At 69.6% G+C, this 20,541-nt stretch carries 16 protein-coding genes and 1 pseudogene; 2 read left to right on the forward strand and 15 right to left on the reverse strand.

All coding sequences use genetic code 11. From position 1 onward, the window contains the following. Window positions 1-33: 33 nt before the first annotated feature. The 10 genes and pseudogenes from rpoZ to ABD212_RS05475 all read right to left on the reverse strand — a co-directional run bounded on the left by rpoZ (window position 34) and on the right by ABD212_RS05475 (window position 12,004). Window positions 34-288, reverse strand: coding sequence for a DNA-directed RNA polymerase subunit omega (rpoZ, locus tag ABD212_RS05430; RefSeq protein ID WP_179438111.1), 255 nt, complete (start codon window positions 286-288; stop codon window positions 34-36). Between the two features lie 68 nt (window positions 289-356). Then, entirely contained in the window at window positions 357-1,229 is an 873-nt protein-coding gene (gene gmk / locus ABD212_RS05435) for a guanylate kinase (protein WP_344092466.1), read from the reverse strand. A gap of 118 nt (window positions 1,230-1,347) precedes the next feature. Next, window positions 1,348-2,196 carry an orotidine-5'-phosphate decarboxylase gene (gene pyrF, locus ABD212_RS05440; RefSeq protein ID WP_344091993.1) on the reverse strand — a complete coding sequence of 283 codons (849 nt, stop codon included), beginning with the start codon at window positions 2,194-2,196 and terminating at the stop codon, window positions 1,348-1,350. After that, window positions 2,193-5,480, reverse strand: a complete 3,288-nt coding sequence (gene carB, locus ABD212_RS05445) for a carbamoyl-phosphate synthase large subunit (protein ID WP_344091996.1) — start codon at window positions 5,478-5,480, stop codon at window positions 2,193-2,195. The genes pyrF and carB overlap by 4 nt, the downstream gene beginning before the upstream one ends. A 269-nt stretch (window positions 5,481-5,749) precedes the next feature. Then, a pseudogene (carA, locus tag ABD212_RS05450) lies at window positions 5,750-6,895 on the reverse strand (glutamine-hydrolyzing carbamoyl-phosphate synthase small subunit); the annotation flags it as partial. Then, entirely contained in the window at window positions 6,892-7,401 is a 510-nt protein-coding gene (locus ABD212_RS05455; protein WP_344091998.1) for a PH-like domain-containing protein, read from the reverse strand. The pseudogene carA and the gene ABD212_RS05455, both read right to left, overlap by 4 nt. Then, a complete protein-coding gene (locus ABD212_RS05460; RefSeq protein ID WP_344092001.1) occupies window positions 7,398-8,708 on the reverse strand; it encodes a dihydroorotase in 1,311 nt (436 codons plus the stop codon). Before ABD212_RS05460 ends, ABD212_RS05455 begins: the two co-directional genes overlap by 4 nt. Next, the gene (locus tag ABD212_RS05465) at window positions 8,705-9,688 is read right to left on the reverse strand and encodes an aspartate carbamoyltransferase catalytic subunit (protein ID WP_344092004.1); all 984 of its coding nucleotides are present in this window, start codon (window positions 9,686-9,688) and stop codon (window positions 8,705-8,707) included. The genes ABD212_RS05460 and ABD212_RS05465 overlap by 4 nt, the downstream gene beginning before the upstream one ends. After that, complete coding sequence (pyrR, locus tag ABD212_RS05470) at window positions 9,685-10,230, reverse strand: bifunctional pyr operon transcriptional regulator/uracil phosphoribosyltransferase PyrR (protein WP_344092006.1); 546 nt, start codon at window positions 10,228-10,230, stop codon at window positions 9,685-9,687. The genes ABD212_RS05465 and pyrR overlap by 4 nt, the downstream gene beginning before the upstream one ends. A gap of 196 nt (window positions 10,231-10,426) precedes the next feature. After that, on the reverse strand, window positions 10,427-12,004 hold the full coding sequence (locus ABD212_RS05475) for a Rieske 2Fe-2S domain-containing protein (RefSeq protein WP_344092008.1): 1,578 nt from the start codon (window positions 12,002-12,004) through the stop codon (window positions 10,427-10,429). Window positions 12,005-12,166: 162 nt separating this feature from the next. Here ABD212_RS05475 and ABD212_RS05480 point away from each other — a divergent pair, with 162 nt between their 5' ends. Next, a complete protein-coding gene (locus tag ABD212_RS05480) occupies window positions 12,167-13,087 on the forward strand; it encodes a hypothetical protein (protein WP_344092010.1) in 921 nt (306 codons plus the stop codon). A 3-nt stretch (window positions 13,088-13,090) separates the two neighbouring features. Here ABD212_RS05480 and ABD212_RS05485 read toward each other — a convergent pair whose 3' ends face one another. The 4 genes from ABD212_RS05485 to ABD212_RS05500 all read right to left on the reverse strand — a co-directional run bounded on the left by ABD212_RS05485 (window position 13,091) and on the right by ABD212_RS05500 (window position 18,094). Continuing rightward, window positions 13,091-16,351, reverse strand: coding sequence for a DEAD/DEAH box helicase (locus ABD212_RS05485; protein ID WP_344092012.1), 3,261 nt, complete (start codon window positions 16,349-16,351; stop codon window positions 13,091-13,093). Window positions 16,352-16,394: 43 nt separating this feature from the next. Continuing rightward, window positions 16,395-16,805, reverse strand: coding sequence for a transcription antitermination factor NusB (gene nusB / locus ABD212_RS05490; protein WP_344092014.1), 411 nt, complete (start codon window positions 16,803-16,805; stop codon window positions 16,395-16,397). A gap of 3 nt (window positions 16,806-16,808) precedes the next feature. Further along, on the reverse strand, window positions 16,809-17,369 hold the full coding sequence (gene efp, locus ABD212_RS05495; RefSeq protein ID WP_344092017.1) for an elongation factor P: 561 nt from the start codon (window positions 17,367-17,369) through the stop codon (window positions 16,809-16,811). 116 nt (window positions 17,370-17,485) lie between these two features. Next, complete coding sequence (locus tag ABD212_RS05500; RefSeq protein WP_344092019.1) at window positions 17,486-18,094, reverse strand: TetR/AcrR family transcriptional regulator; 609 nt, start codon at window positions 18,092-18,094, stop codon at window positions 17,486-17,488. Window positions 18,095-18,167: 73 nt separating this feature from the next. Here ABD212_RS05500 and ABD212_RS05505 point away from each other — a divergent pair, with 73 nt between their 5' ends. Continuing rightward, entirely contained in the window at window positions 18,168-19,625 is a 1,458-nt protein-coding gene (locus ABD212_RS05505; protein ID WP_344092022.1) for an MDR family MFS transporter, read from the forward strand. A 15-nt stretch (window positions 19,626-19,640) separates the two neighbouring features. Here the strand turns inward: ABD212_RS05505 and ABD212_RS05510 are convergent, their stop codons facing one another. Continuing rightward, window positions 19,641-20,492, reverse strand: coding sequence for a hypothetical protein (locus ABD212_RS05510; protein WP_344092023.1), 852 nt, complete (start codon window positions 20,490-20,492; stop codon window positions 19,641-19,643). Between the last annotated feature and the right edge of the window lie 49 nt (window positions 20,493-20,541).

Consider the following 20,541-nt stretch of genomic DNA (forward strand, 5'->3'; position numbering starts at 1 on the left):
GTCGTGGCTCGGCGGTGTCGGCGGTGAGCGGGACTACTCCACGTGGCGCAGGCGCAGCTTGTCTTCGTGGATCTCGTGCAGCGCGATCGTGAGGGGCTTGTCCTCGACGGTCGAGTCGACGAGCGGCCCGACGTTGTCGAACAGGTTGCCCTCGTGCAGGTCGGAGTAGTAGTCGTTGATCTGACGGGCGCGGCGGGCCGCGAAGATCACGAGCTGGTACTTCGAGTCGACCTTCTCGAGCAGGCTGTCGATGGGGGGCTCGATGATGCCCTGGTTCGTTCCGGCCATGGCGAAACCTCCTGTTTCGGCGACGGATGTCGCGGGAAAGACGGTGGCGCGACGAGGGCGCGCAACGATCAGCGCGCGGGCGCCTTCACCAATTCTACGACCTCTCGCGCGGCCGAGGCGACGTCCTCGTTCACCACGCGGTAGTCGAACTCGTTCTGCGAGGCCAATTCGACCTTCGCCGTCCGGAGCCTGCGCGCCCTTTCCTCGGCTCCTTCCGTCCCGCGGCCCACGAGCCGGTGGACGAGTTCGTCCCAGCTCGGCGGCAGCAGGAACACCAGCGTCGCGGACGGCTCGGCGGCTCGCACCTGGCGCGCGCCCTGCAGATCGATCTCGAGCAGCACCGTCTCTCCGGCCTCGAGCGCCTCGTCGATCGGGCGACGCGGCGTGCCGTAGCGATACCGGTTGTGGACGGTCGCATGCTCGAGCAGCTCGTCGTCGGCGACGAGGCGGTCGAACTCGGCATCGTCGACGAAGAAGTAGTGCTCGCCGTCGGCCTCGCCGGGGCGGGGCGGGCGCGTCGTCGCCGAGACCGAGAGGTGGATCTCGGGATGCTGCGCCTTGATCTCCGCCGCCACCGTTCCCTTGCCCACCGCCGTCGGCCCCGCGAGCACCACGAGCCGGCTGCGCTCGCCACGCGGCCCGGGCTCGGGCCATCGTTCGTCGAGGAAGCCCTGCATGGCGCGGCGCTGGCGCGCGCCGAGGCCGCCGAGCTTCTTCACCGGCGAGATGCCGAGCTCGTTCAGGATCCGGTCGCGTTTGCCCTCGCCGATCGCGGGGATGCTGGTGAGGAACTCCGTCACGCGCATCGCTCCAGCCGGAGACTCGGGGTCTGCGAGGGCGCGGCGCAGCAGCTCCTGCGGCGAGATGACGCGCATCGCGACATCCTTCTTGAGCGAGGCGCGCACGCGACGCGCGGCGACGGCACGACGGGATGCCGCGATCCGGTCGACCTCAGGGGGCCGCGTGAGCGAACCGGGGGTTTGGGGCGGAGCCCCATCAAGCTCGCGCGTCGGCGAACCGGGGGTTTGGGGCGCAGCTCCATCCGAAGCAGTCCGTTGATCAGCCACGAGTACCACGGTATTCGCTCACGCGCGCTTCGATCGCCACCGCCAGGCCTTGCGGCCCCGCCGCGAGGATGCTTCGGCTCTCGCTCGCGATGACGTACGGAGCCATCTCACCGAACCTCCGGGCGAGGTCCGCGGGCCCGGCGCCCTGGTGACCGAAGCCGGGGGCGAGGATCGGCGCGGGCGGCGAGAAGGGCCGGATGCCCGCCTCGGCCCAGTCGACCGTGGCGCCGATGACGAAGCCGAGGCTCGCCCACTCGCCGTCGGGCGTGGTGTGGTCGTTGCGCTCCGAGACCTCGGCGATGATGGCGGCCGAGACCGTGGCGCCGGCGGTGCCGACGGCGCGCTGCCCCGCGAGCGCCTCGGGGTTGCTGGTGGCGGCGAGAACGAAGACCCCTTTGCCGGAGCGCTCCGCCAGCCGGAACGTGTCGTCGAGGGTTCCGATGCCCAGGAACGGGTTCACGGTCAGGGCATCGGCCTCGAGGGGAGATCCTGGGGTGAGCCACGCGGCCCCGTAAGCATCCATCGTCGTGCCGATGTCTCCCCGCTTCGCGTCGGCGATCACGATGAGACCGGCCGCGCGGGCCGCTGCGAGCACGGCTTCGAGTGCGGCGAAGCCCGCGGATCCCCAGCGCTCGAAGAACGACACCTGGGGCTTGACGATGGCGACGCGGTCTGCCGCGGCATCCACCACGCGCAGGCCGAACTCCCGCACCCCGGCGGCCGAGGCATCCAGCCCCCACGCCGCGAGCAGACCCGGGTGCGGATCGATGCCGACGCACAGCGGCCCGAACTTCTCGAGTGCCCGCTGCGTGCGGGTGCCGAACGGCTTCGCGTCGCTCACGCGCGGCGTCCGCGGTCGGCTGCGTACTCCTGCAGGCTCCTCACCCGGAATCCCTCGCGCAGCACCGGCAGGGCGCTCACCGCGGCGCCGAGCACGGCCATCGTCGTGAAGAGGGCCTTGTCGCCGGCCACGGCGGCGGCGCGGATCTCGTAGCCGTCCGCGCGGGCCATTCCGCCGCTCGGGGTGTTCACCACGATGTCGATCTCGCCGGCGTTGATGAGGTCCACGATGTTGGTCTCGCCCGACTCCTGGGTGGCCGAGAACTTGTTCACGACCTCGACGGCGATGCCGTTTCGCGCCAGGATCTCGGCGGTGCCCTCCGTCGCGACGAGGCGGAAGCCGAGCTCCTGCAGCCGGTGCGCGGGCAGGATGACGGCCCGCTTGTCGCTGTCGGCGACCGAGATGAAGACGGTGCCCTCGAGCGGCATGCCGCCGTACGCGGCATCCTGGCTCTTCGCGAACGCCGTCGGGAAGTCCCGGTCGATGCCCATCACCTCGCCGGTCGATCGCATCTCGGGGCCGAGCACCGAGTCGACGATGAGCCCCTCCTTGGTGCGGAAGCGCTTGAACGGCAGCACGGCCTCCTTCACCGCGACAGGAGCGTCGAGGGGCACGCGGGACCCGTCGGACGGCGGCAGGAGCCCCTCGTCCTTGAGCTCGGCGATGGTCGAACCCGCCATGATCCGCGAGGCGGCCTTCGCGAGCGGGATGCCGAGCGCCTTCGACACGAACGGCACGGTCCGGCTCGCACGAGGGTTGGCCTCGATGACGTACAGCACGCCGGCGCTGATGGCGAACTGCACGTTCAGCAGGCCGCGCACGCCCACGCCCTCGGCGATCGCGAGGGTTGCGATCCGCACCCGGTCGATGTCGGTGCGCCCGAGGCTCACCGGCGGGAGGGTGCAGCTGGAGTCGCCGGAGTGGATGCCGGCCTCTTCGAGGTGCTCCATGACGCCGCCGATGTAGAGCTCGCCGCCGTCGTACAGCGCGTCCACGTCGATCTCGATGGCGTCGTCGAGGAACCGGTCCACCAGCAGCGGCTTGCCGGGCTCGACGATCACCTCGCCCGCGGTGCGGACGAAGTACTCGCGGAGGCTCGCCGTGTCGTACACGATCTCCATGCCGCGCCCGCCGAGCACGAAGCTCGGCCGCACGAGCACGGGGTACCCGATGTCCTCGGCCACCGCGACGGCTCCCTCGGCGTCGACCGCGGTGCCGTGGCGCGGCGCGAGCAGACCCGCGGCGTCGAGGATGTCGCTGAACAGCTGGCGCTCCTCGGCCAGGTCGATGGCTTCAGGGCTGGTGCCGAGGATGCGGTAGCCGGCATCCTGGATGCCCTTTGCGAGCCCCAGCGGGGTCTGGCCGCCGAGCTGGCAGATGACGCCGAGGATCTCGCCGGACTGCGCCTCGGCGTGCAGCACCTCGAGCACGTCCTCGAGCGTCAGCGGCTCGAAGTAGAGGCGGTCGCTCGTGTCATAGTCGGTCGAGACGGTCTCGGGGTTGCAGTTGACCATGACGGTCTCGTAGCCGGCATCCGACAGCGCGAACGATGCGTGCACGCACGAGTAGTCGAACTCGACGCCCTGCCCGATGCGGTTCGGGCCCGAGCCGATGATGACGACCTTCGTCCGCTCCGAGGGCTCGACCTCGGTCTCGAAGTCGTAGCTCGAGTAGTGGTAGGGCGTGAGGGCCGGGAATTCCCCCGCGCACGTGTCCACCGTCTTGTAGACCGGGCGGAGGCCGAGTCCGTGACGGATGCCACGGGCCTCGGCCTCGGAGATGCCCCGCAGCTGCGCCACCTGGGCATCGCTGAAGCCGTGCTCCTTCGCGATGCGGAGGGTTGCGGCATCCAGTTCCGCTGCCGTGCGAACGAACTCGGCGACCTCGTTGATGAGCACGATCTGGTCGAGGAACCAGGGATCGATGCCCGTCGCGTCGAATAGCTGCTCGACGGTCGCGCCGTGGCGGAGAGCCTGCTGCACGACGACGATCCGCCCGTCCGTCGGGGTCCTCGCGATCTCGACGAGCTGCTCGACCCCGCGCGCCTCTTCGCCCCAGTGGAAGCTCGACCCGCGCTTCTCGAGCGAGCGGAGCGCCTTCTGGAGCGCGGTGGCGTAGTTGCGGCCGATGGCCATCGCCTCGCCGACGGACTTCATGGTCGTGGTGAGCGTGGTGTCGGCTGCCGGAAACTTCTCGAAGTTGAACCGAGGCACCTTCACCACGACGTAGTCGAGCGTCGGCTCGAAGCTCGCCGGAGTGACCTTCGTGATGTCGTTGGGGATCTCGTCGAGGCGGTAGCCGATCGCGAGCTTCGCGGCGATCTTCGCGATCGGGAAGCCGGTCGCCTTGGAGGCCAGCGCGCTCGAACGGGACACGCGCGGGTTCATCTCGATGACGATGATGCGGCCGGTGGCCGGGTCGACGGCGAACTGGATGTTGCAGCCGCCGGTGTCGACGCCCACGGCGCGGATGATGTCGATGCCGATGTCGCGGAGCTTCTGGTACTCGCGGTCGGTGAGCGTCAGCGCCGGCGCGACCGTGATCGAATCGCCGGTGTGGACGCCGACCGGGTCGACGTTCTCGATCGAGCAGACGACGACCGTGTTGTCGGCGGTGTCGCGCATGAGCTCGAGCTCGTACTCCTTCCACCCGAGGATCGACTCCTCGAGCAGCACCTCGTGCGTCGGCGAGTCGTGCAGGCCCGCGCCCGCGATGCGGCGGAGGTCGCGCTCGTCGTACGCGAACCCCGATCCGAGGCCGCCCATCGTGAAGGACGGGCGCACCACGAGCGGGTAGCCGAGCTCTTCGGCGGCGGCGAGGCAGTCGTCGATCGAGTGCGCGATACGGGATGCCGCGACATCCGCCCCTGCGTCGAGGACGAGCTGCTTGAAGATCTGGCGGTCCTCGCCCTTCTCGATCGCCTCTACCTTGGCGCCGATGAGCTCGACGTCGTACTTCTCGAGGATCCCCTGGGCGTGCAGGGCCATCGCCGCGTTGAGAGCGGTCTGGCCGCCCAGCGTCGGGAGGATGGCGTCGGGGCGCTCCTTGGCGATGATCGTCTCGATGACCGCGGGCGTGATCGGCTCGATGTACGTCGCGTCGGCGAAGTCGGGATCGGTCATGATCGTGGCCGGGTTGGAGTTCACGAGGATGACGCGCACCCCCTCTTCCCGAAGCACCCGGCAGGCCTGGGTGCCCGAGTAGTCGAACTCGCACGCCTGGCCGATCACGATCGGCCCGGAGCCGATCACGAGGACGCTGTTGATGTCGTCGCGCTTGGGCATCAGGCGTTTTCCTCGGTGTCGGTGTCGTCAGGGATCCGTTGCGTTCCGCGCTCCGGATTCGCCGTCTCGCGAGGCATGCCCCCGCGCGCCTCCGGCGCGCTCCCGCCAGACCCGATGCCAGCCTCGCGAGACGGCGAATCGCTCCGCGCTCGCGAATCGTCGTCGGCTTCGGTCGTTGAGCGAGCCGCAGACTCCCCCCCGGTCGTTGAGCGAGCCGCAGGCGAGACGAAACGCGCCGAACCTTGCGGAGACGTCTCATCTCGCGTCGGGCGCTCAGCGAGCGACGCCACGACCATGTCCTTGAAGCGGTCGAAGAGGTAATTGGCGTCGTGCGGGCCGGCGGCCGCCTCCGGGTGGTACTGCACCGAGAAGGCGGGGATGTCGAGTGCCCGCAGGCCCTCGACGACGTTGTCGTTGAGGTCGACGTGGCTCACTTCGACCCGCCCATAGCCGTTCGGGCTCTCACTCACGACGTCCAGCGGGGCATCCACCGCGAATCCGTGATTGTGTGCGGTGATCTCGACCCGCCCGGTCGATCGGTCCAGCACCGGCTGGTTGATGCCTCGGTGACCGAACGGGAGCTTGTACGTGCCATACCCGAGCGCGCGGCCGAGCAGCTGGTTTCCGAAGCAGATTCCGAAGAAGGGCAGCCCATCGTCGAGCACGCCGCGGAGCAGCTCCACGTGGTCGTCAGACGCGGCGGGATCGCCGGGGCCGTTCGAGTAGAAGACCGCGACCGGGTCGATCGCTCGGATGTCGTCGATCGTCACGTTCTGCGGCAGGACGTGCACGTCGAAGCCACGCGCGGCGAGATTGTCGATCGTGCTCTGCTTGACGCCGAGATCGAGCACTGCGAGGTTGCCGATCCGCTCGGCGGTCGCGGGCGTGACCTCCGCCGCGGCGACCGAGACCTCAGCCGAGAGGTTCAGTCCCGCCATCTGCGGCGCTTCGCGGACGAGGCGGAGCTGCTCTTCCTCGTCGAGGGACGCGGCATCCCCCGAGAACACTCCCCCGCGCATGCTGCCGGCCGACCGGATGTGGCGCGTCACGGCCCGCGTGTCGATGCCGCTGATCCCGACGACGCCGTCGCCCACGAGGGCGTCGTCGAGCGACTCGTCGGCACGCCAGTTCGAGACGATGCGCGAAGGGTCGCGCACGATGTACCCCGAGACCCAGATGCGGCGTGACTCGGGGTCCTCGTGGTTCATGCCGGTGTTGCCGATGTGCGGCGCTGTCTGCAGCACGATCTGGCCCGCGTACGAGGGGTCTGTCAGGGTCTCCTGGTAGCCGGTCATGCCGGTGGCGAAGACGACTTCGCCGAGGGTGGTGCCGCGGGCGCCGTACGCGCGCCCGACGTGGCGGGTGCCGTCTTCGAGCACGAGGACGGCGGGATCGGACTGGAACAGCGAAGTCATGCGTCGGGTCCTGTCGAAGAGGGGCTGAGGATGCCGCGGATCGCGTCGGCCAGCGCGCGCGCCGAGGCGTCCTGCGGTCGGAGATACGAGTCGACGACTGTGCCGTCGTCGGTGCGCCACGAGAGACAGACCAGACCGTCGGGCTCGACGACGCGGTCGATCGCGACGGTCGACTGCGCAACGGCCGTGATCCGCGCCGGATCGAGGAGCATCGTCGGCTGGCCGGTGAGGTCGAGCGCGACGCCGACGTCCGTCACGCGAACGTCCGCCTTGGACCGGAAGCCGAGCCCGCTGATCGCAAGCCGCTCGAGCGGCTGCCCGTGCCGTGTGGTGGCGACATACAGCGAGGGGAACTCCGCGATCACGGTGGCCGACCCGGGAACGTCGCCGATGGGGGCACGCAGCGCGGAATCGCGGCGGGTCCGCCGTCGCCACGCCCAGAACAGCAGTGCGATCAGTCCGACCACGACGACGACGATCACCGCGACTGCGGCTTCGCGGCTCATGCGCGCTCCCCCGGCGTGTCGAGCAGAGTGCCGTCGGCGACCGTGGGGACGCCCTGGTGCAGCGTCCAGCGCACGTCGCCGGGCAGTTCCCGCCCGAGGTAGGGCGAGTTCACGCTGCGTCCGCGCAGGTCCGTCGTCGAGAAGGCGCGCACCGGCTCGGGATCGTAGAAGGTGAGGGATGCCGGCTGCCCCGCGGTCAGCGGGGTTCCGTGCCCGGCGAGTCGGCCGATCCGCGCAGGCTCGCGCGACATGATGCGCGCGACATCCCCCCACGTGATCATGCCGGTGTCCACCATCGCGAGCTGGACGACCCGCAGCGCGCTCTCGAGACCCACCATCCCGTTCGCCGCCGCTTGCCACTCGCAGGACTTCGCCTCGGCCGGGTGCGGCGCGTGATCGGTGGCGACGATGTCGATCGTGCCGTCGGCCAGTCCCTCACGCACCGCCATGACGTCCTCCTCGCGCCGCAGCGGCGGGTTGACCTTGAACCGCGCGTCGTAGCCGCGGGCGAGCTCGTCGGTGAGGAGCAGGTGGTGCGGAGTCACCTCCGCGGTGACATCCACACCGCGATGCTTCGCCCACCTGATGATCTCCACCGAGCCCGCCGTCGAGACGTGGCAGACATGCAGCCGCGAGCCGACGTGCTCGGCCAGCAGCACATCGCGCGCGATGATCGATTCCTCGGCGACGGCCGGCCACCCCGCGAGGCCCAGCTCGGCCGAGACGGCACCCTCGTTCATCTGCGCGCCCTCGGTGAGGCGCGGATCCTGCGCGTGCTGCGCGATCACCCCGTCGAACGCCTTCACGTACTCGAGCGCTCGCCGCATGATGAGCGGATCCCACACGCAGTACCCGTCGTCGCTGAACACGCGCACCCGCGCGCGCGAATCCGCCATCGCACCGAGTTCCGCCAGTCGCTCGCCCTTCTGGCCCACCGTGACGGCGCCGATCGGCTGCACGGTGACGAAGCCGGCAGCCTCACCCAGCGCGAGCTCCTGCTCGACGACCCCGGCCGTGTCTGCCACCGGCGAGGTGTTGGGCATCGCGAACACGGCTGCGTAGCCGCCCGCGGCCGCGGCGCGGGATCCGCTGAGGACGGTCTCGGATGCCTCGTATCCCGGTTCGCGAAGGTGCGTGTGCAGGTCGACGAGGCCGGGAAGCACGACGAGTCCATCGGCGTCGACGACCGTGGCTCCGGCTCGCGACAGGCCGAAGCCGACCGCGGCGATGACGCCGTCGGCGACGATCAGGTCGGCGGGCACGGAGTCCTCGAGCCGGGCGCCGCGGAACAGGAGAACCTCGCTCATCGTGCGTCCTCCTGCGTCACTCGCGTCGTGGTCTCTTCTCGTCCCGCACCGGTCAGCAGCAGGTAGAGCACGGCCATGCGCACCGACACGCCGTTGGTCACCTGCTCGAGCACCGTCGAACGGGGCGAGTCCGCGGCATCCGCAGAGATCTCGAGGCCCCTGTTCATCGGCCCGGGATGCATCACCATGCTATCCGCCCGCAGCGCCTCGAAGCGTCGGGCGTCGAGCCCCCATCGCCGGGAATACTCCCGTTCAGTGGGGAAATACGCGGCGCCCATCCGCTCCAGCTGGATTCGCAGCATCATGAGCGCGTCGGGTCGCTCCGCGATCGCGTCGTCGAGGTCGTAGCAGACGCGCACCGGCCAGGCTGCGACGTCGTTCGGAACCAGGGTGGGCGGCGCCACCAGCGTGACCCGCGCACCGAGCGTATCGAGCAGCCATACGTTCGACCGCGCGACGCGGGAGTGCAGGATGTCGCCCACGATCGTCACCGTCACGCCGGAGAGATCCCGTCCGCGGCTGTCGGCGCCGAACGTGCGCTTGCGGATCGTGAAGGCGTCGAGGAGCGCCTGGGTCGGGTGCTCGTGCGTGCCGTCGCCGGCGTTGACGACGCCCGCGGTGATCCATCCGCTCGTCGCGAGGGTGCGAGGAGCGCCGGACGCTCCGTGGCGGATGACGACGGCATCCGCTCCCATCGCCTGCAGCGTCTGCGCCGTATCCTGCAGCGACTCGCCCTTCGAGACACTCGACCCCTTGGCCGAGAAGTTGATGACGTCTGCGCTCAGGCGCTTGGCGGCTGCCTCGAACGAGATGCGGGTGCGGGTCGAGTCCTCGAAGAAGAGGTTCACCACGGTCTTGCCCCGGAGCGTCGGCAGCTTCTTGACCTCGCGCTGCTGCGTGTCGGCCATGTCTTCCGCGACGTCGAGGATGCGCAGGGCGTCCTCGCGGGAAAGGGACTTCGTGTCGAGCAGGTGCCTCATGATTCGATCGTCACCTCATCGACGCCGTCGACATCGGCGAGGCGCACGTTGACGCGCTCGTCGCGGGAACTCGGCAGGTTCTTGCCCACGAAGTCCGGCCGGATCGGCAGTTCGCGGTGCCCTCGGTCGACGAGCGTCGCAAGGCGCACCGCCGCGGGGCGGCCGATGTCCTGCAGCGCGTCGAGTGCGGAGCGGATGCTGCGCCCCGAGAAGAGCACGTCGTCCACGAGCACGACCACCTTGCCGTCGATGCCACCGGCGGGGATCTGCGTCGGCTGCGGGGTCCGCGTCGGATTGCGGTGCAGGTCGTCGCGGTACATCGTGACGTCGAGTGCACCGACCGGGATGCTCGATCCGCCGAGTTCCGTCGCCGCGATCTGGCCGATCAGGGCGGCGATGCGCCGCGCGAGCGCCACGCCGCGGGTCGGGATGCCGAGAAGCACGAGTCCATCGGGGCCCTTGTTGGACTCCAGGATCTCGTGCGAGATCCGAGTAAGGGCCCGGGCGATGTCCGCTTCATGAAGCACGGTGCGCGTGCTCATCCGCGCTCCCTTCTCCGCCTCACGGGACGGGGTTAAAGGTTGCTGTGGTCTCTCCAGTCTAGTGCGGCCGGCCGCGCCCATAGTGCGACGCGTTTCGTCTCGCCTGCCGCTCGCTCAACGACCGGGACAGGTCACCCCCGGTCGTTGAGCGAGGGAGCGCAGCGACCGAGACGAAACGCACTAGGCCCGCGCGCGCTCAGACGGCTGCGGGAGCGGTCGCGCCGTGCGCGAGGGCGTCCTCGACGCGGTGCGCCCGGATCGAGTGGCCCTGCGTCGTCAGGCACTTTCCCGAGGCGAGGTCCCACTTCCAGTCGTGCAGGCTGCAGGTGAGGACGCCGTCCTCGATCTTGCCGGTCTTGGAGAGGTCGGCGCGCAGGTGCGGACAGCGGCGCTGCAGCACCCAGTCCCCGAGCTGGACGTCTTCCGAGACATCCGACTGCTCGGCGTACCAGTTCTCGACGTACTCGATCCGGTCCCGCGACAGGCACTTCATGAACGTGTAGATGAACTCGTTGAACTTCCCGACGCGCCCGGCCTGGAACTGCATCGAGAGGAAGATCGAGTTCGACCAGTCGATCTCGTGGTCGCGGATGTTCGTCGACACCAGGTCGGCCGGGATCGTGAACCAGTAGCCGGTCTCCTCCCCCGCGTACTCGCGCAGCTTCGCCTTCGGGAAGTCGACCACCATGTCGAGGTCGCCGATCGTGTAGCGGACCGGGCCGCCGACCCCGTCGCGGAAGATCCGGCCACGCCGCAGCAGCGGCTCCCACCACTCCTTGAGTGCCGCGAGCATCTCGTCGGGGGGGAGCACGTCGGGGCGCGAGGCCTCGTCGTCGGCGATCTCCTGCTGCCGCGTCGCGGCCTGCTGCGCGAAGTAGCCCCACTTGTCGGCGAACATGGCGTCGATCTCGGCATCCGCGTACAGCGTCTGCGTGACCGTCAGCTCGCCGTGGTTCAGGTCCACGACGGTTCCGGGGATGAAGACGTGCCCGGTGCGCTCGGGAGCCTCCTCCTTCATCCGCGCGATGAACTGGACCTGGTCGGTGAAGATCGAGTCGTTCTGCTGCCCGAGCCCGTTGTAGCGGAAGAGCTCCTCGCGCAGGAACATTGGCGGCCCGGCCATCGGGAACACGTGCGGCGCGTCGACCTTGTCGATGTAGAACATCGCGCGTTTGTGCTGCGCCTCGCGCTTGAGGTGAGCGAAGTTGCGCTTGGCCTGGTCTTCGAGGTCGTAGACCATCGGCCACCAGATGGCCCCGGAGAACTGGGTGAAATACGCCTCGGGGGTGCCGAACGACAGCAGCTTCTCGAGGTCGAGAGGGTGCGAGTCGTTCTGATTCAGGATGCTCGCGGTGCCGTCGTCGATCGACAGGCTCGAGTCGCCGATGGGGCCGTCGGATGGTGCGCGCAACGGGGTGACCATGAGCCGGAGCGGTCCGCGCTCCATCACCTCACCGGCCGGTGCGTAGGTGATGTTCTCGTACCCGAGCTTGCGGAGGTCCGTCTCGAGGTCGTCGGTCGGATAGTCCGGAAGCAGGACCTCGATGTCCTTCGGCACATACGTCTCGAGAAGCCACGGGTCGAAATGGTCACGGTGCCGGTGCGAGACGTACAGGAAGTCGGCCTTCCCGTACTTCTCCCAGTCCAGCGCGCGGTTGTCGGGGAACGGGAACCACGATCCGAAGAACGCCGGCTTCACCCACGGGTCGCAGAGGATCGTGCCGCCCGCCGTCTCGATGAACATCCCGGCGTGGCCGAGTCCCGTGATCCGCATGCAGCCCCTCCTGTATCGTGCCGGTCAAGTCTACGGGGCAGGTGGCAGGGGCATCGGTGGACGAGCCGGGCGACGGGTGATGGCGCGCGGTGTGCGGCCGTGCGTATCAGGGGGCCCGCAAGGCGGCTCATGTCTGTGGATTGACCGATCGAGAGGGCGATCATGCGCGGGATTGCGGCACTGTTCACGCGGTTCAATGCGCCGGGCGCCAGCCGGTGGCTGATCGCGATGTCGCTGGTGCTGCTGACGGCCTGGCTGCAGGCCCACATCATGCTGGCGGCCCTGCACGACGACGGCACGACGGTCCGCAGCGCGATCGCGGTGTACAACGACGATGCGGTTCGGGGTCAGGTCACGGATGTCGTCGACTGGGCGTTCACGCAGGGAGCCACACTCACCGGCGCGGGCGGAAATGCCGATAGCGTGCGCGGCGCCGTCGTCGACGCGCTCGGATCAGGTCGGATCTCCGCGCCGGTCGCCGATGCGCTCGTCAGCGGCCTGCGGGGACTGCGCGACGACGCGCTGGCCCAGTTCGATCGCTCCGGCCCCACCACCGCGCTGAGCCTTCACGTCGGGCCGCTCCTCACCGCACTCGGCATCCCCGTCACCCCCGATGTCGCCGCGCAGCTGGGGGTGCCGGCGTCCGCCGAGCTCGCGATCCCGATCGCGGATGCGCGGACGGTCGACACCCTGCGCACGCGCTATCACTGGGTGGAGCTGATCAATACGTGGGGGCTTCTCGTCGCAGCGCTGCTGGGGCTGGCCGGGGTCTTCCTGTCGCCGAGGCCGCTTCGCACACTGGCCGTCACGCTCGGCCTCGGCGGAGTCGCGTGCCTCATCGCCGTGCCGCTGTTCGGACTCATCGACGGATGGCTGATCGGCGGCGGCGCCGGGCCATGGTCGCCGCTCGTCGCGCCGCTCGTCGAGTCCGCGATCGCCGAGCTGCGTCCGTGGCTGCTGCCGGTCGGAGTCACAGCGATCGTGCTCGGCGCCGCGGGGCTCGTGGGCTGGCTGGTGGTCGAGCGTCGCGGCCGCACTCGCACGTCACATGCCGCATCGCAGCTCGCCGAGCCGGCACGGTGACGGTCAGGCGTCGAAGAGGCCGCGGATGTCGTCCGCCGTGAGCGCCTGCGAGAACAGCGCGTCGTCGTCCATCACCGCGCGGAACAGGCGCGCCTTGCGCTGCTGCAGCGCCATCACCTTCTCTTCGATCGTCCCGCTCGCGATGAGCCGGTAGACGTTGACCGGCCGCGTCTGACCGAGGCGATGCGCGCGGTCCACGGCCTGCGACTCGGCTGCGGGATTCCACCACGGGTCCAGCAGGAACACGTAGTCCGCCTCGGTGAGGGTCAGCCCGAACCCCCCGGCCTTGAGGCTGATGAGGAACACCGGCGCCTCGCCGCCGCGGAACGACGCGATCGCGGCATCCCGATCCCGCGTCGATCCGTCCAGGTACGCGTAGGGGATGCCCCGCTCGTCCAGCCGTGCGGCGACGAGCCCGAGGAACGAAGTGAACTGGCTGAAGACCAGTGTGCGGTGACCCTCGGCGAGGATCTCGTCGAGCTGGTCGAACAGCGCCGTCAGCTTGCTCGGGGCGATGTGGGCATGGGCGGGGTCGATGAGCTCGGGAGCGAGACTGAGCATCCGCAGCAGCGTCAGCGAGCGGAACACGATGAACCTGTTGCGATCGAGGTCGTCGAGAAGGCCCAGCACCTTCTGACGCTCGCGCTGCAGCACCGCGTCGTAGAGCGCGCGGTGCGCCGCGCCCAGTTCGATCCGCACCTCCTGCTCCTGCTTGGGTGGCAGGTCTGCGGCCACGAGTTCCTTCGTGCGACGCAGCACGAGCGGGCGGATCCGGCGACGAAGCCGGGCGAGTCGAAGCGCGCGGTGGTCGCCGCCCTCGCGGTTCTCCGGCACCTTCCCCTGCTCGATCGGACCCACGTACTCCTCTCGGAATCGCCGGGCCGAGGGGAACAGCCCGGGCGCCGCGAGCGACAGCAGCGCCCACAGCTCAGTCAGGCTGTTCTCGAGCGGCGTTCCCGTGATCGCGAATGTCACGTCGGCGCGCAGGTCGCGTGCGGCGCGGTAGGCCTTGGTCTGGCTGTTCTTCACGAACTGCGCCTCGTCGAGGACGAGTCCGGCCCACTCCAGGCTGGCGAACTCGGCCTGATCGAGCCGGAGGAGCGTGTACGACGTGATGACGATGTCTGCGGACGCCGCGGCGACAGTCACCGGGATCCCCCGCTTGGCGCGCGTCGCGTCCACGACCGCGATCTCGAGGTCGGGGGTGAATCGCTCGGCTTCCGCTCGCCAGGTGGACAGCACCGATGTCGGCGCCACGACGAGGAATGGTCGCGTTTCGCCCGTCTCACGGGCGTGTGCGATGAGGGCCAGCATCTGGATCGTCTTGCCGAGCCCCATGTCGTCGGCGAGGACGCCGCCGAGCCGGTGCTGCCAGAGGAATGCGAGCCACTCGAAGCCGGTGCGCTGATACGGGCGGAGCTTCGCCCGCATACCGGCCGGCAGCGGCATCGAGGGGATCCGCTCGACGTCGCGGAGCGCCTCCACGGTGGTGCGCCAGCTCACCGCAGGCTCGGACTGGTCGGCGACGTCCTCGAAGTCGGCCCACAGCGCGGTCTGGTAGCGGCTGATCCTGGGCCTGGTCTCCCACTCCGTGAGGTCGTCCGCCTCTTCGAGCAGCTCGCGAAGGCGCTGCAGGGACGGGTGCGAGAGCGAGAAATAGCGCCCGTCGCTGAGGAGAAGCTTTCGCCGGCCGCGCGACAGCGCGGTGAACAGCGGTGCGAACGGAATCGTGCGTCCATCGATCGTCACGATCACGCCGAGATCGAACCAGTCCGGATCGGTGCTCTCGAGTGTCGACACCGTCACGTGCGGGTCCGCGGTGAGCTCGCGGTAGCGCGGACGCTCGCCCTCGATCTCGACCGTGACGTCGGGGAGCGCTTCGAGCCCCGGCAGCAGACGCGCCGCGAACTCTGCGGCGTCGATCCCCGCGAGCCTCCCGGCGGACGAGAAGGAGGTGGTCCCGGCATCCCGCCAGACCGGTTCGACACGCTCGCGGATGGTCTCCTCGCCATCCGCGTCGCGGTCGTCGGACATCGGCGCGTCGAACGGCACGATCGTGCGCGCGCCGTAGCGCCACCACAGCGCGAAGTCGAGCCGGTGCGCGGGCGAGAACCGGGCCCTCACGACGAGTTCCGGGCGCTCGGGGGCCGGAAGGTCGATGCCGGGCGCATCGACCGTCACGGCACGGAGGAGGCGCGGCAGGTGCTGCGTCAGGAACTCCTCGGTGTCGTCGGCGGGAACCGTGACGCCGGTGCGGGCCGTCACCAGCGCCCGCAGCGGCTCGGGGAGCGGAAGGGGCGCCAGCGTCAGCTCGATCCGCTCGCGGCGAACGCGGAATCGGTAGATGCCGACATTGCCCACGGGCCGCACCTCGTCGGCGTCCACGGTGTCGGCTCCGATCGACAGCCGCGCGCCGAGCCGCAGCCCCGAGGAGGTCTGCTCCACGCCGACGACCACCTCCGCGCTCGGGGCGACCACGACGTCCGTGTGCTTCCTGGTCGGCACGATCGGGATGCCGTGCCCGGCCGCGGTGGCCAGGTGCGGCCACAGCAGGTGCGACTGGATGTCGTCCAGCGTCACCCATTCGGCGACATCCGAGAACGATCCGAACAGCCGCATGTCGCGCGCGATGCTGTACAGCTCTGCGAACCAGCGCGCCTGGGCCGGCCCGTACGGGTGGCCCGCGCGGCGAAGCACCTCCCATGAGACGGCGCCCTTGATCCAGGAATGGCTGCGGCCGCTGCGTTCGAGGGGGCGCAGCCCCACCAGGACGTCCGCCCCGAACTGATGCAGTCCTCGCGGCGACGCGCTGTCGATTCGCACGGGCGCCCATTGCGAGCCGCCGCGGCGCACCCGCTGGCGCAGTTCGATCCCCAGTGCGAGCGCTGCCGGGGTCGCCGATTCCCGGCTCGGCGGCGCGAGCAGCGCGCGCCACGAAGCCGCTTGCACAGGGCCCGGGACGGCCTCACCGACCAGACGATTGCTCGCGAGCAGCGTGGCGATCGCGTGCTTGCAGTCGGCTTCCAGAGGGCAGGTGCAAAACGTCGAGACGATCGGGTGGTCGGGTCGGGCGGGGTCGAGGCGGATCCGGCATCGGTAGGGACTCCTGCCGCTGCCCTCGACCACGGACTCGATCACGGACGACCCCGGGTCCCACGTGACGGTGCGTACGGCGCCGTCGTGGAAGTACGCGACCCCGCGTTCGTACGCGCCGCCCTGCGCCTGTCGCCGGATGTGCTCGACGGCGACGAACGGCGGAGTCATGCCCACCATCCTCGCAAGGTCCGCCGACGTCGGCGCACGAGAGTCAGGACGAGCGGGCGATCTTGGCGAGGACGCCGTGGACGAAAGCGCCCGAGTCGTCGGTCGAGAACTCCTTGGCGAGTTCGACCGCCTCATCGATCGCGACGGCCGCGGGCACCTCGTCGTTGTAGAGGATCTCCCACACCGCCATCCGCAGCACCGCGCGATCCACGGCCGGCATCCGCGCCAGCGACCAGTCCTTCGCGTACGTGGTGATCTGCTCGTCGATCTCGTCCTGGTTGTCGATGACCCCGTCCACGATCTCGCGGGCGTACAGCCAGGACGCTTCGCGCGCGGGCTCGGCCGCCGCGCGCTTCGCCTCGGCCGCAAGCGTCGTCGCCAGGTCGTCACCGCGGATGTCGGACTGGAAGAGGATGTCGAGCGCGCGCTTGCGCGCCTTCGTACGGGCGCTCACGCGCTAGTTCACGCGGCCCAGGTAGTCGCCGGTGCGCGTGTCGACCTTGACCTTGGTGCCGGTCTCGAGGAACAGCGGCACCTGGATCTCGTAGCCGGTCTCGACGGTGGCGGGCTTGGTGCCCGCCGACGAGCGGTCGCCCTGGAGACCAGGCTCGGTGTAGGTGATCTCGAGGACCACGGATGCCGGCAGCTCGACGTACAGCGGGTTGCCGTTGTTCAGCCCGATCTGCACCTGCTGGTTCTCGAGCATGAAGTTCGCGGCGTCGCCGACAGTCGCGGCCGGGACGGTCAGCTGGTCGTAGTCGGCGACATCCATGAAGACGAAGCCTTCGCCGTCGTTGTAGAGGTACGTGAAGTCGCGGCGGTCGACGTTCTCGATCTCGATCTTCGCGCCGGCGTTGTACGTGCGGTCGACGACCTTGCCCGAGACGACGTTCTTGAGCTTGGTGCGCACGAACGCGCCGCCCTTTCCCGGCTTGACGTGCTGGAACTCGATGACGCTCCAGAGCTGTCCGTCGATGCTGAGGACGACGCCGTTCTTGATGTCTGCGGTGGATGCCATGGCTGAAGAGGTCCGTTTCGTATCAGGGGCCGGAAGCGCAGGCGCGGCTCGACCGACGTTCGATTCTACGGGATGCCGGCTCCCCCGCCGGAAGTCGACCCCAGGGGCGGCCGCGATCAGGATCGCGGAGAGGGAAGCGGCCGAACCAGCGGCAGGAAGATCTCGTCGACGATGGTGACGATGTCGTCGTCGGGCAGCGGCTTCAGGGTCATCAGCAGATCGTGCCGGAACAGGTCGAAAGCGACGGTTCGCACGCGCGGCGTGAGTCGCGCAGGGTCGATCTCGCCGCGCGCCGCCGCGCGGTCGATGATGTCGTCCATGGCTGTTCGGGTGCGCCCTTCGAGCATCTGCGAGCGGATGTCGGCGAACGACACACCGGTCGCGGAGAAGTAGCTGCCGATCAGGACGCTGAGAAGCGGCGCGAGATCCCCCCGCGCCGCACTCGAGCGCCGGAGCAGCTCGATGGCGTCTTCACGCAGGCTGCCGGTGTCGGGCACGTCGATCCGGGTTCGTCGCAGCCCGAAGGCGATGGCCGCGCGCACCAGTTCGTCCCGATCGGGCCAGCGGCGGTAGATCACCGACCGGCTGGTCTCGGCGCGATCGGCGACGGCGTCCACGGTGAAGTTGCCGTAGCCGCCCTCCACGAGCTGGGCCCATGCCGCGTCGAGGATCGCGTCCTCGAGCGCCTGCCCTCGCCGCCGACGCGCGGCTTGATCAAGATCCATTTGTGTATCTTATCTCACCGGGGTACGCTGTTCACGATTAGATACACACACGTATCTTGAGAGAAGGGTCAGTGTGAGCAGCACCCCCGCCCCCGCCGTCCCCCGCAGGGCGATCATCACCGCTCTCGTGCTCATGGTCGGCGGCCTCGCCGTGATCTTCGACAGCACGATCGTCAGCATCGCGCTGAAGACCCTGGCGCAGGAGCTGAGCGTCCCGGTGAGCACGATCCAATGGGTCAGCACCGCCTACCTGCTGGCGCTGGGCGTCACGATCCCGGTCGTCGGCTGGGCGCAGGCGCGCATCGGCGGCAAGCGGCTCTGGATGATCGCGCTGACGATCTTCCTCGCGGCATCCATCGCCTGCAGCCTCGCCTGGAGCGCCCCGAGCCTGATCGTCTTCCGGATCGCCCAGGGCATCGGCGGTGGACTCATGATGCCCCTCATGGCGACGCTGGCGATCCAGCAGGTCCCGCGCGGCGTGGGCCTGGGTCGCCTGATGGCGGTCGTCAGCCTGCCCGCGGCGCTCGGCCCCATCCTCGGTCCGACGATCGGCGGTCTCATCCTGAACTGGCTGGACTGGCGCTGGCTGTTCTGGGTGAACGTCCCGTTCTGCCTCGTCGGCCTCGTGCTGGCGTGGCGGGTGCTGCCCGCCGATCCGCCGGCCGGCCGGACCAAGCTCGACCTCGTCGGACTTCTGCTGATCTCGCCCGCGCTCGTCGGGATCCTCTACGGCCTCAGCAACGTCAGCCAGGACGGCGGCTTCTCGCGACCCGACGTCTGGGCGCCCGTCGTCGCCGGCATGGTGCTGTTCGTCGCGTTCGTGCTGGTCGAGATCCGCCGCCCCGCCGGTGCGCTCGTCGACGTCCTTCTGCTGCGCCGTCGACCGGTCGCGTCGTCGTCGGCCGTGCTGTTCCTGTCGGGAGCATCGCTGTACGGCTCGATGCTGCTGCTGCCGCTGTTCTTCCAGACTGTCCGAGGGCTGGAGGTGCTCGCCGCGGCGCTGGTGCTCATTCCGCAGGGGGTCGGGGCGCTGCTCAGTCGAACTCTCGCCGGGCGTCTCACGGACTCTCTCGGCGCACGCGTGGTCGCCATCGCGGGCTTCGCCGTGATGGGTCTGGCCACGGTGCCCTTCGCCATGGCCGATGCGTCCACCAGCGAGCTGTGGCTCGGCGGCGTGCTGCTGGTGCGTGGGTTCGGGATGGGCGCGGTCATGATCCCGGTGATGTCCGTGGCGTTCCTCGGGCTCGAGCGCGACGAGGTCCCCCACGGAAGCATCATCACGCGCCTCGCCCAGCAGGTGGGCGGCGCGTTCGGAGTGGCCATCCTGGCCGTGATCCTCGAGACGGCGGTGGGCGGTGCGACCGATATCGCAGGAGTCACCGCCGGTTTCGCGGTCGCCTTCTGGTGGGCGGTCGGGTTCACCGTGGTCGCCATCGGCGTGTGCTTCGCGCTGCCGCGGAAGCCCGTGGCCGAACTCGCTCGGACCGCGCCGGCGGAAGAGCTGGAGCCGACTGCAGCGGATGGCGCATAGCCAGAGCTCGCCAGGCTACTGCTTCAGCGCGGCCGCAAGATCATCCTTGCGGAAGTACACCCCGAGGTACGGCGGGTTCTGCGTGAGGTACAGCCGATCGAACGCGACGTTGTCGTGCGTGGCGACGATCTCTCCGTCGACTCCGCCGCCGCCCGGCTGGATGGCGTAGCCCCCAGGGCAGAAGTAGATGGCGAACCCGCCACCGCCGTTGGAATCCATCGGCGTCGCGCTCGTCACGTAGCACGGCGAGCCGAAGTCGTCGGACCGCGGAGCGCCGAGCTTGGAGTCCGGCGGCGAGCCCTCGAGCGCGACCGTCCCGTCCGCGATCGTCATGCAGGCGCTCTGTCCTTCGGCGTCGCACCACGTGCCGTCGATCGTGTCGAAGGCGGGCATGTCGGCGGCCGCCCCTGCGGCCACGAGCGACAGAGGGATCTTGCATGAGTACCCGTTCGTCCCGCCCGGGTGGATGCCGCCCGCATCGGCGACGCCGCGCGCGACCCCATCGGGACCCAGCGTCGCAGTGAGGTCGAGCGCATCCTTCGTCGGCGACGTGCGTTCCAGATGAAGGGTGACGGTGTCGCCCTGCAGCACGGCCGGTCCCACGAGCGGGGTGACCCCGGCATTCAGCGTGCCCGTGCCGCCCTCGACGGTCAGGATCCGATAGCCGATCGCCATGATGCAGCCGGTATCCGGTTCCGAGAGCTGGACGATCCAGTCGCCGTCGAGGGACGGACCGGTGGGCGTCGGCGTCGCAGATTCGGTCGGCGGCGCCGACGTCGGTGGTGACGCGTCGCCGGCGGCCGGTGCGCAGGCGGCCAGCAGCACAACGAGCGGGATGAAGGCCAGACTCCCCAGCGATCGGACCATGACGCAGACGATACGGGCCGCCCGCGAGCGCCGTCAACGACCCGGGGGC

It is taken from the genome of Microbacterium deminutum (assembly GCF_039530205.1).
GTDB lineage: Bacteria > Actinomycetota > Actinomycetes > Actinomycetales > Microbacteriaceae > Microbacterium > Microbacterium deminutum.

Bases quoted from the DNA above. Each gene is read 5' to 3' on its own strand.
- pyrR (WP_344092006.1), bottom strand. From the start codon at position 10,230: ATGAGCACGCGCACCGTGCTTCATGAAGCGGACATCGCCCGGGCCCTT.
- ABD212_RS05485 (WP_344092012.1), bottom strand. From the start codon at position 16,351: ATGACTCCGCCGTTCGTCGCCGTCGAGCACATCCGGCGACAGGCGCAG.
- ABD212_RS05480 (WP_344092010.1), top strand. From the start codon at position 12,167: ATGCGCGGGATTGCGGCACTGTTCACGCGGTTCAATGCGCCGGGCGCC.
- ABD212_RS05475 (WP_344092008.1), bottom strand. From the start codon at position 12,004: ATGCGGATCACGGGACTCGGCCACGCCGGGATGTTCATCGAGACGGCG.
- rpoZ (WP_179438111.1), bottom strand. From the start codon at position 288: ATGGCCGGAACGAACCAGGGCATCATCGAGCCCCCCATCGACAGCCTG.
- efp (WP_344092017.1), bottom strand. From the start codon at position 17,369: ATGGCATCCACCGCAGACATCAAGAACGGCGTCGTCCTCAGCATCGAC.
- ABD212_RS05500 (WP_344092019.1), bottom strand. From the start codon at position 18,094: ATGGATCTTGATCAAGCCGCGCGTCGGCGGCGAGGGCAGGCGCTCGAG.
- ABD212_RS05460 (WP_344092001.1), bottom strand. From the start codon at position 8,708: ATGAGCGAGGTTCTCCTGTTCCGCGGCGCCCGGCTCGAGGACTCCGTG.
- carB (WP_344091996.1), bottom strand. From the start codon at position 5,480: ATGCCCAAGCGCGACGACATCAACAGCGTCCTCGTGATCGGCTCCGGG.
- ABD212_RS05455 (WP_344091998.1), bottom strand. From the start codon at position 7,401: ATGAGCCGCGAAGCCGCAGTCGCGGTGATCGTCGTCGTCGTGGTCGGA.
- ABD212_RS05510 (WP_344092023.1), bottom strand. From the start codon at position 20,492: ATGGTCCGATCGCTGGGGAGTCTGGCCTTCATCCCGCTCGTTGTGCTG.
- ABD212_RS05465 (WP_344092004.1), bottom strand. From the start codon at position 9,688: ATGAGGCACCTGCTCGACACGAAGTCCCTTTCCCGCGAGGACGCCCTG.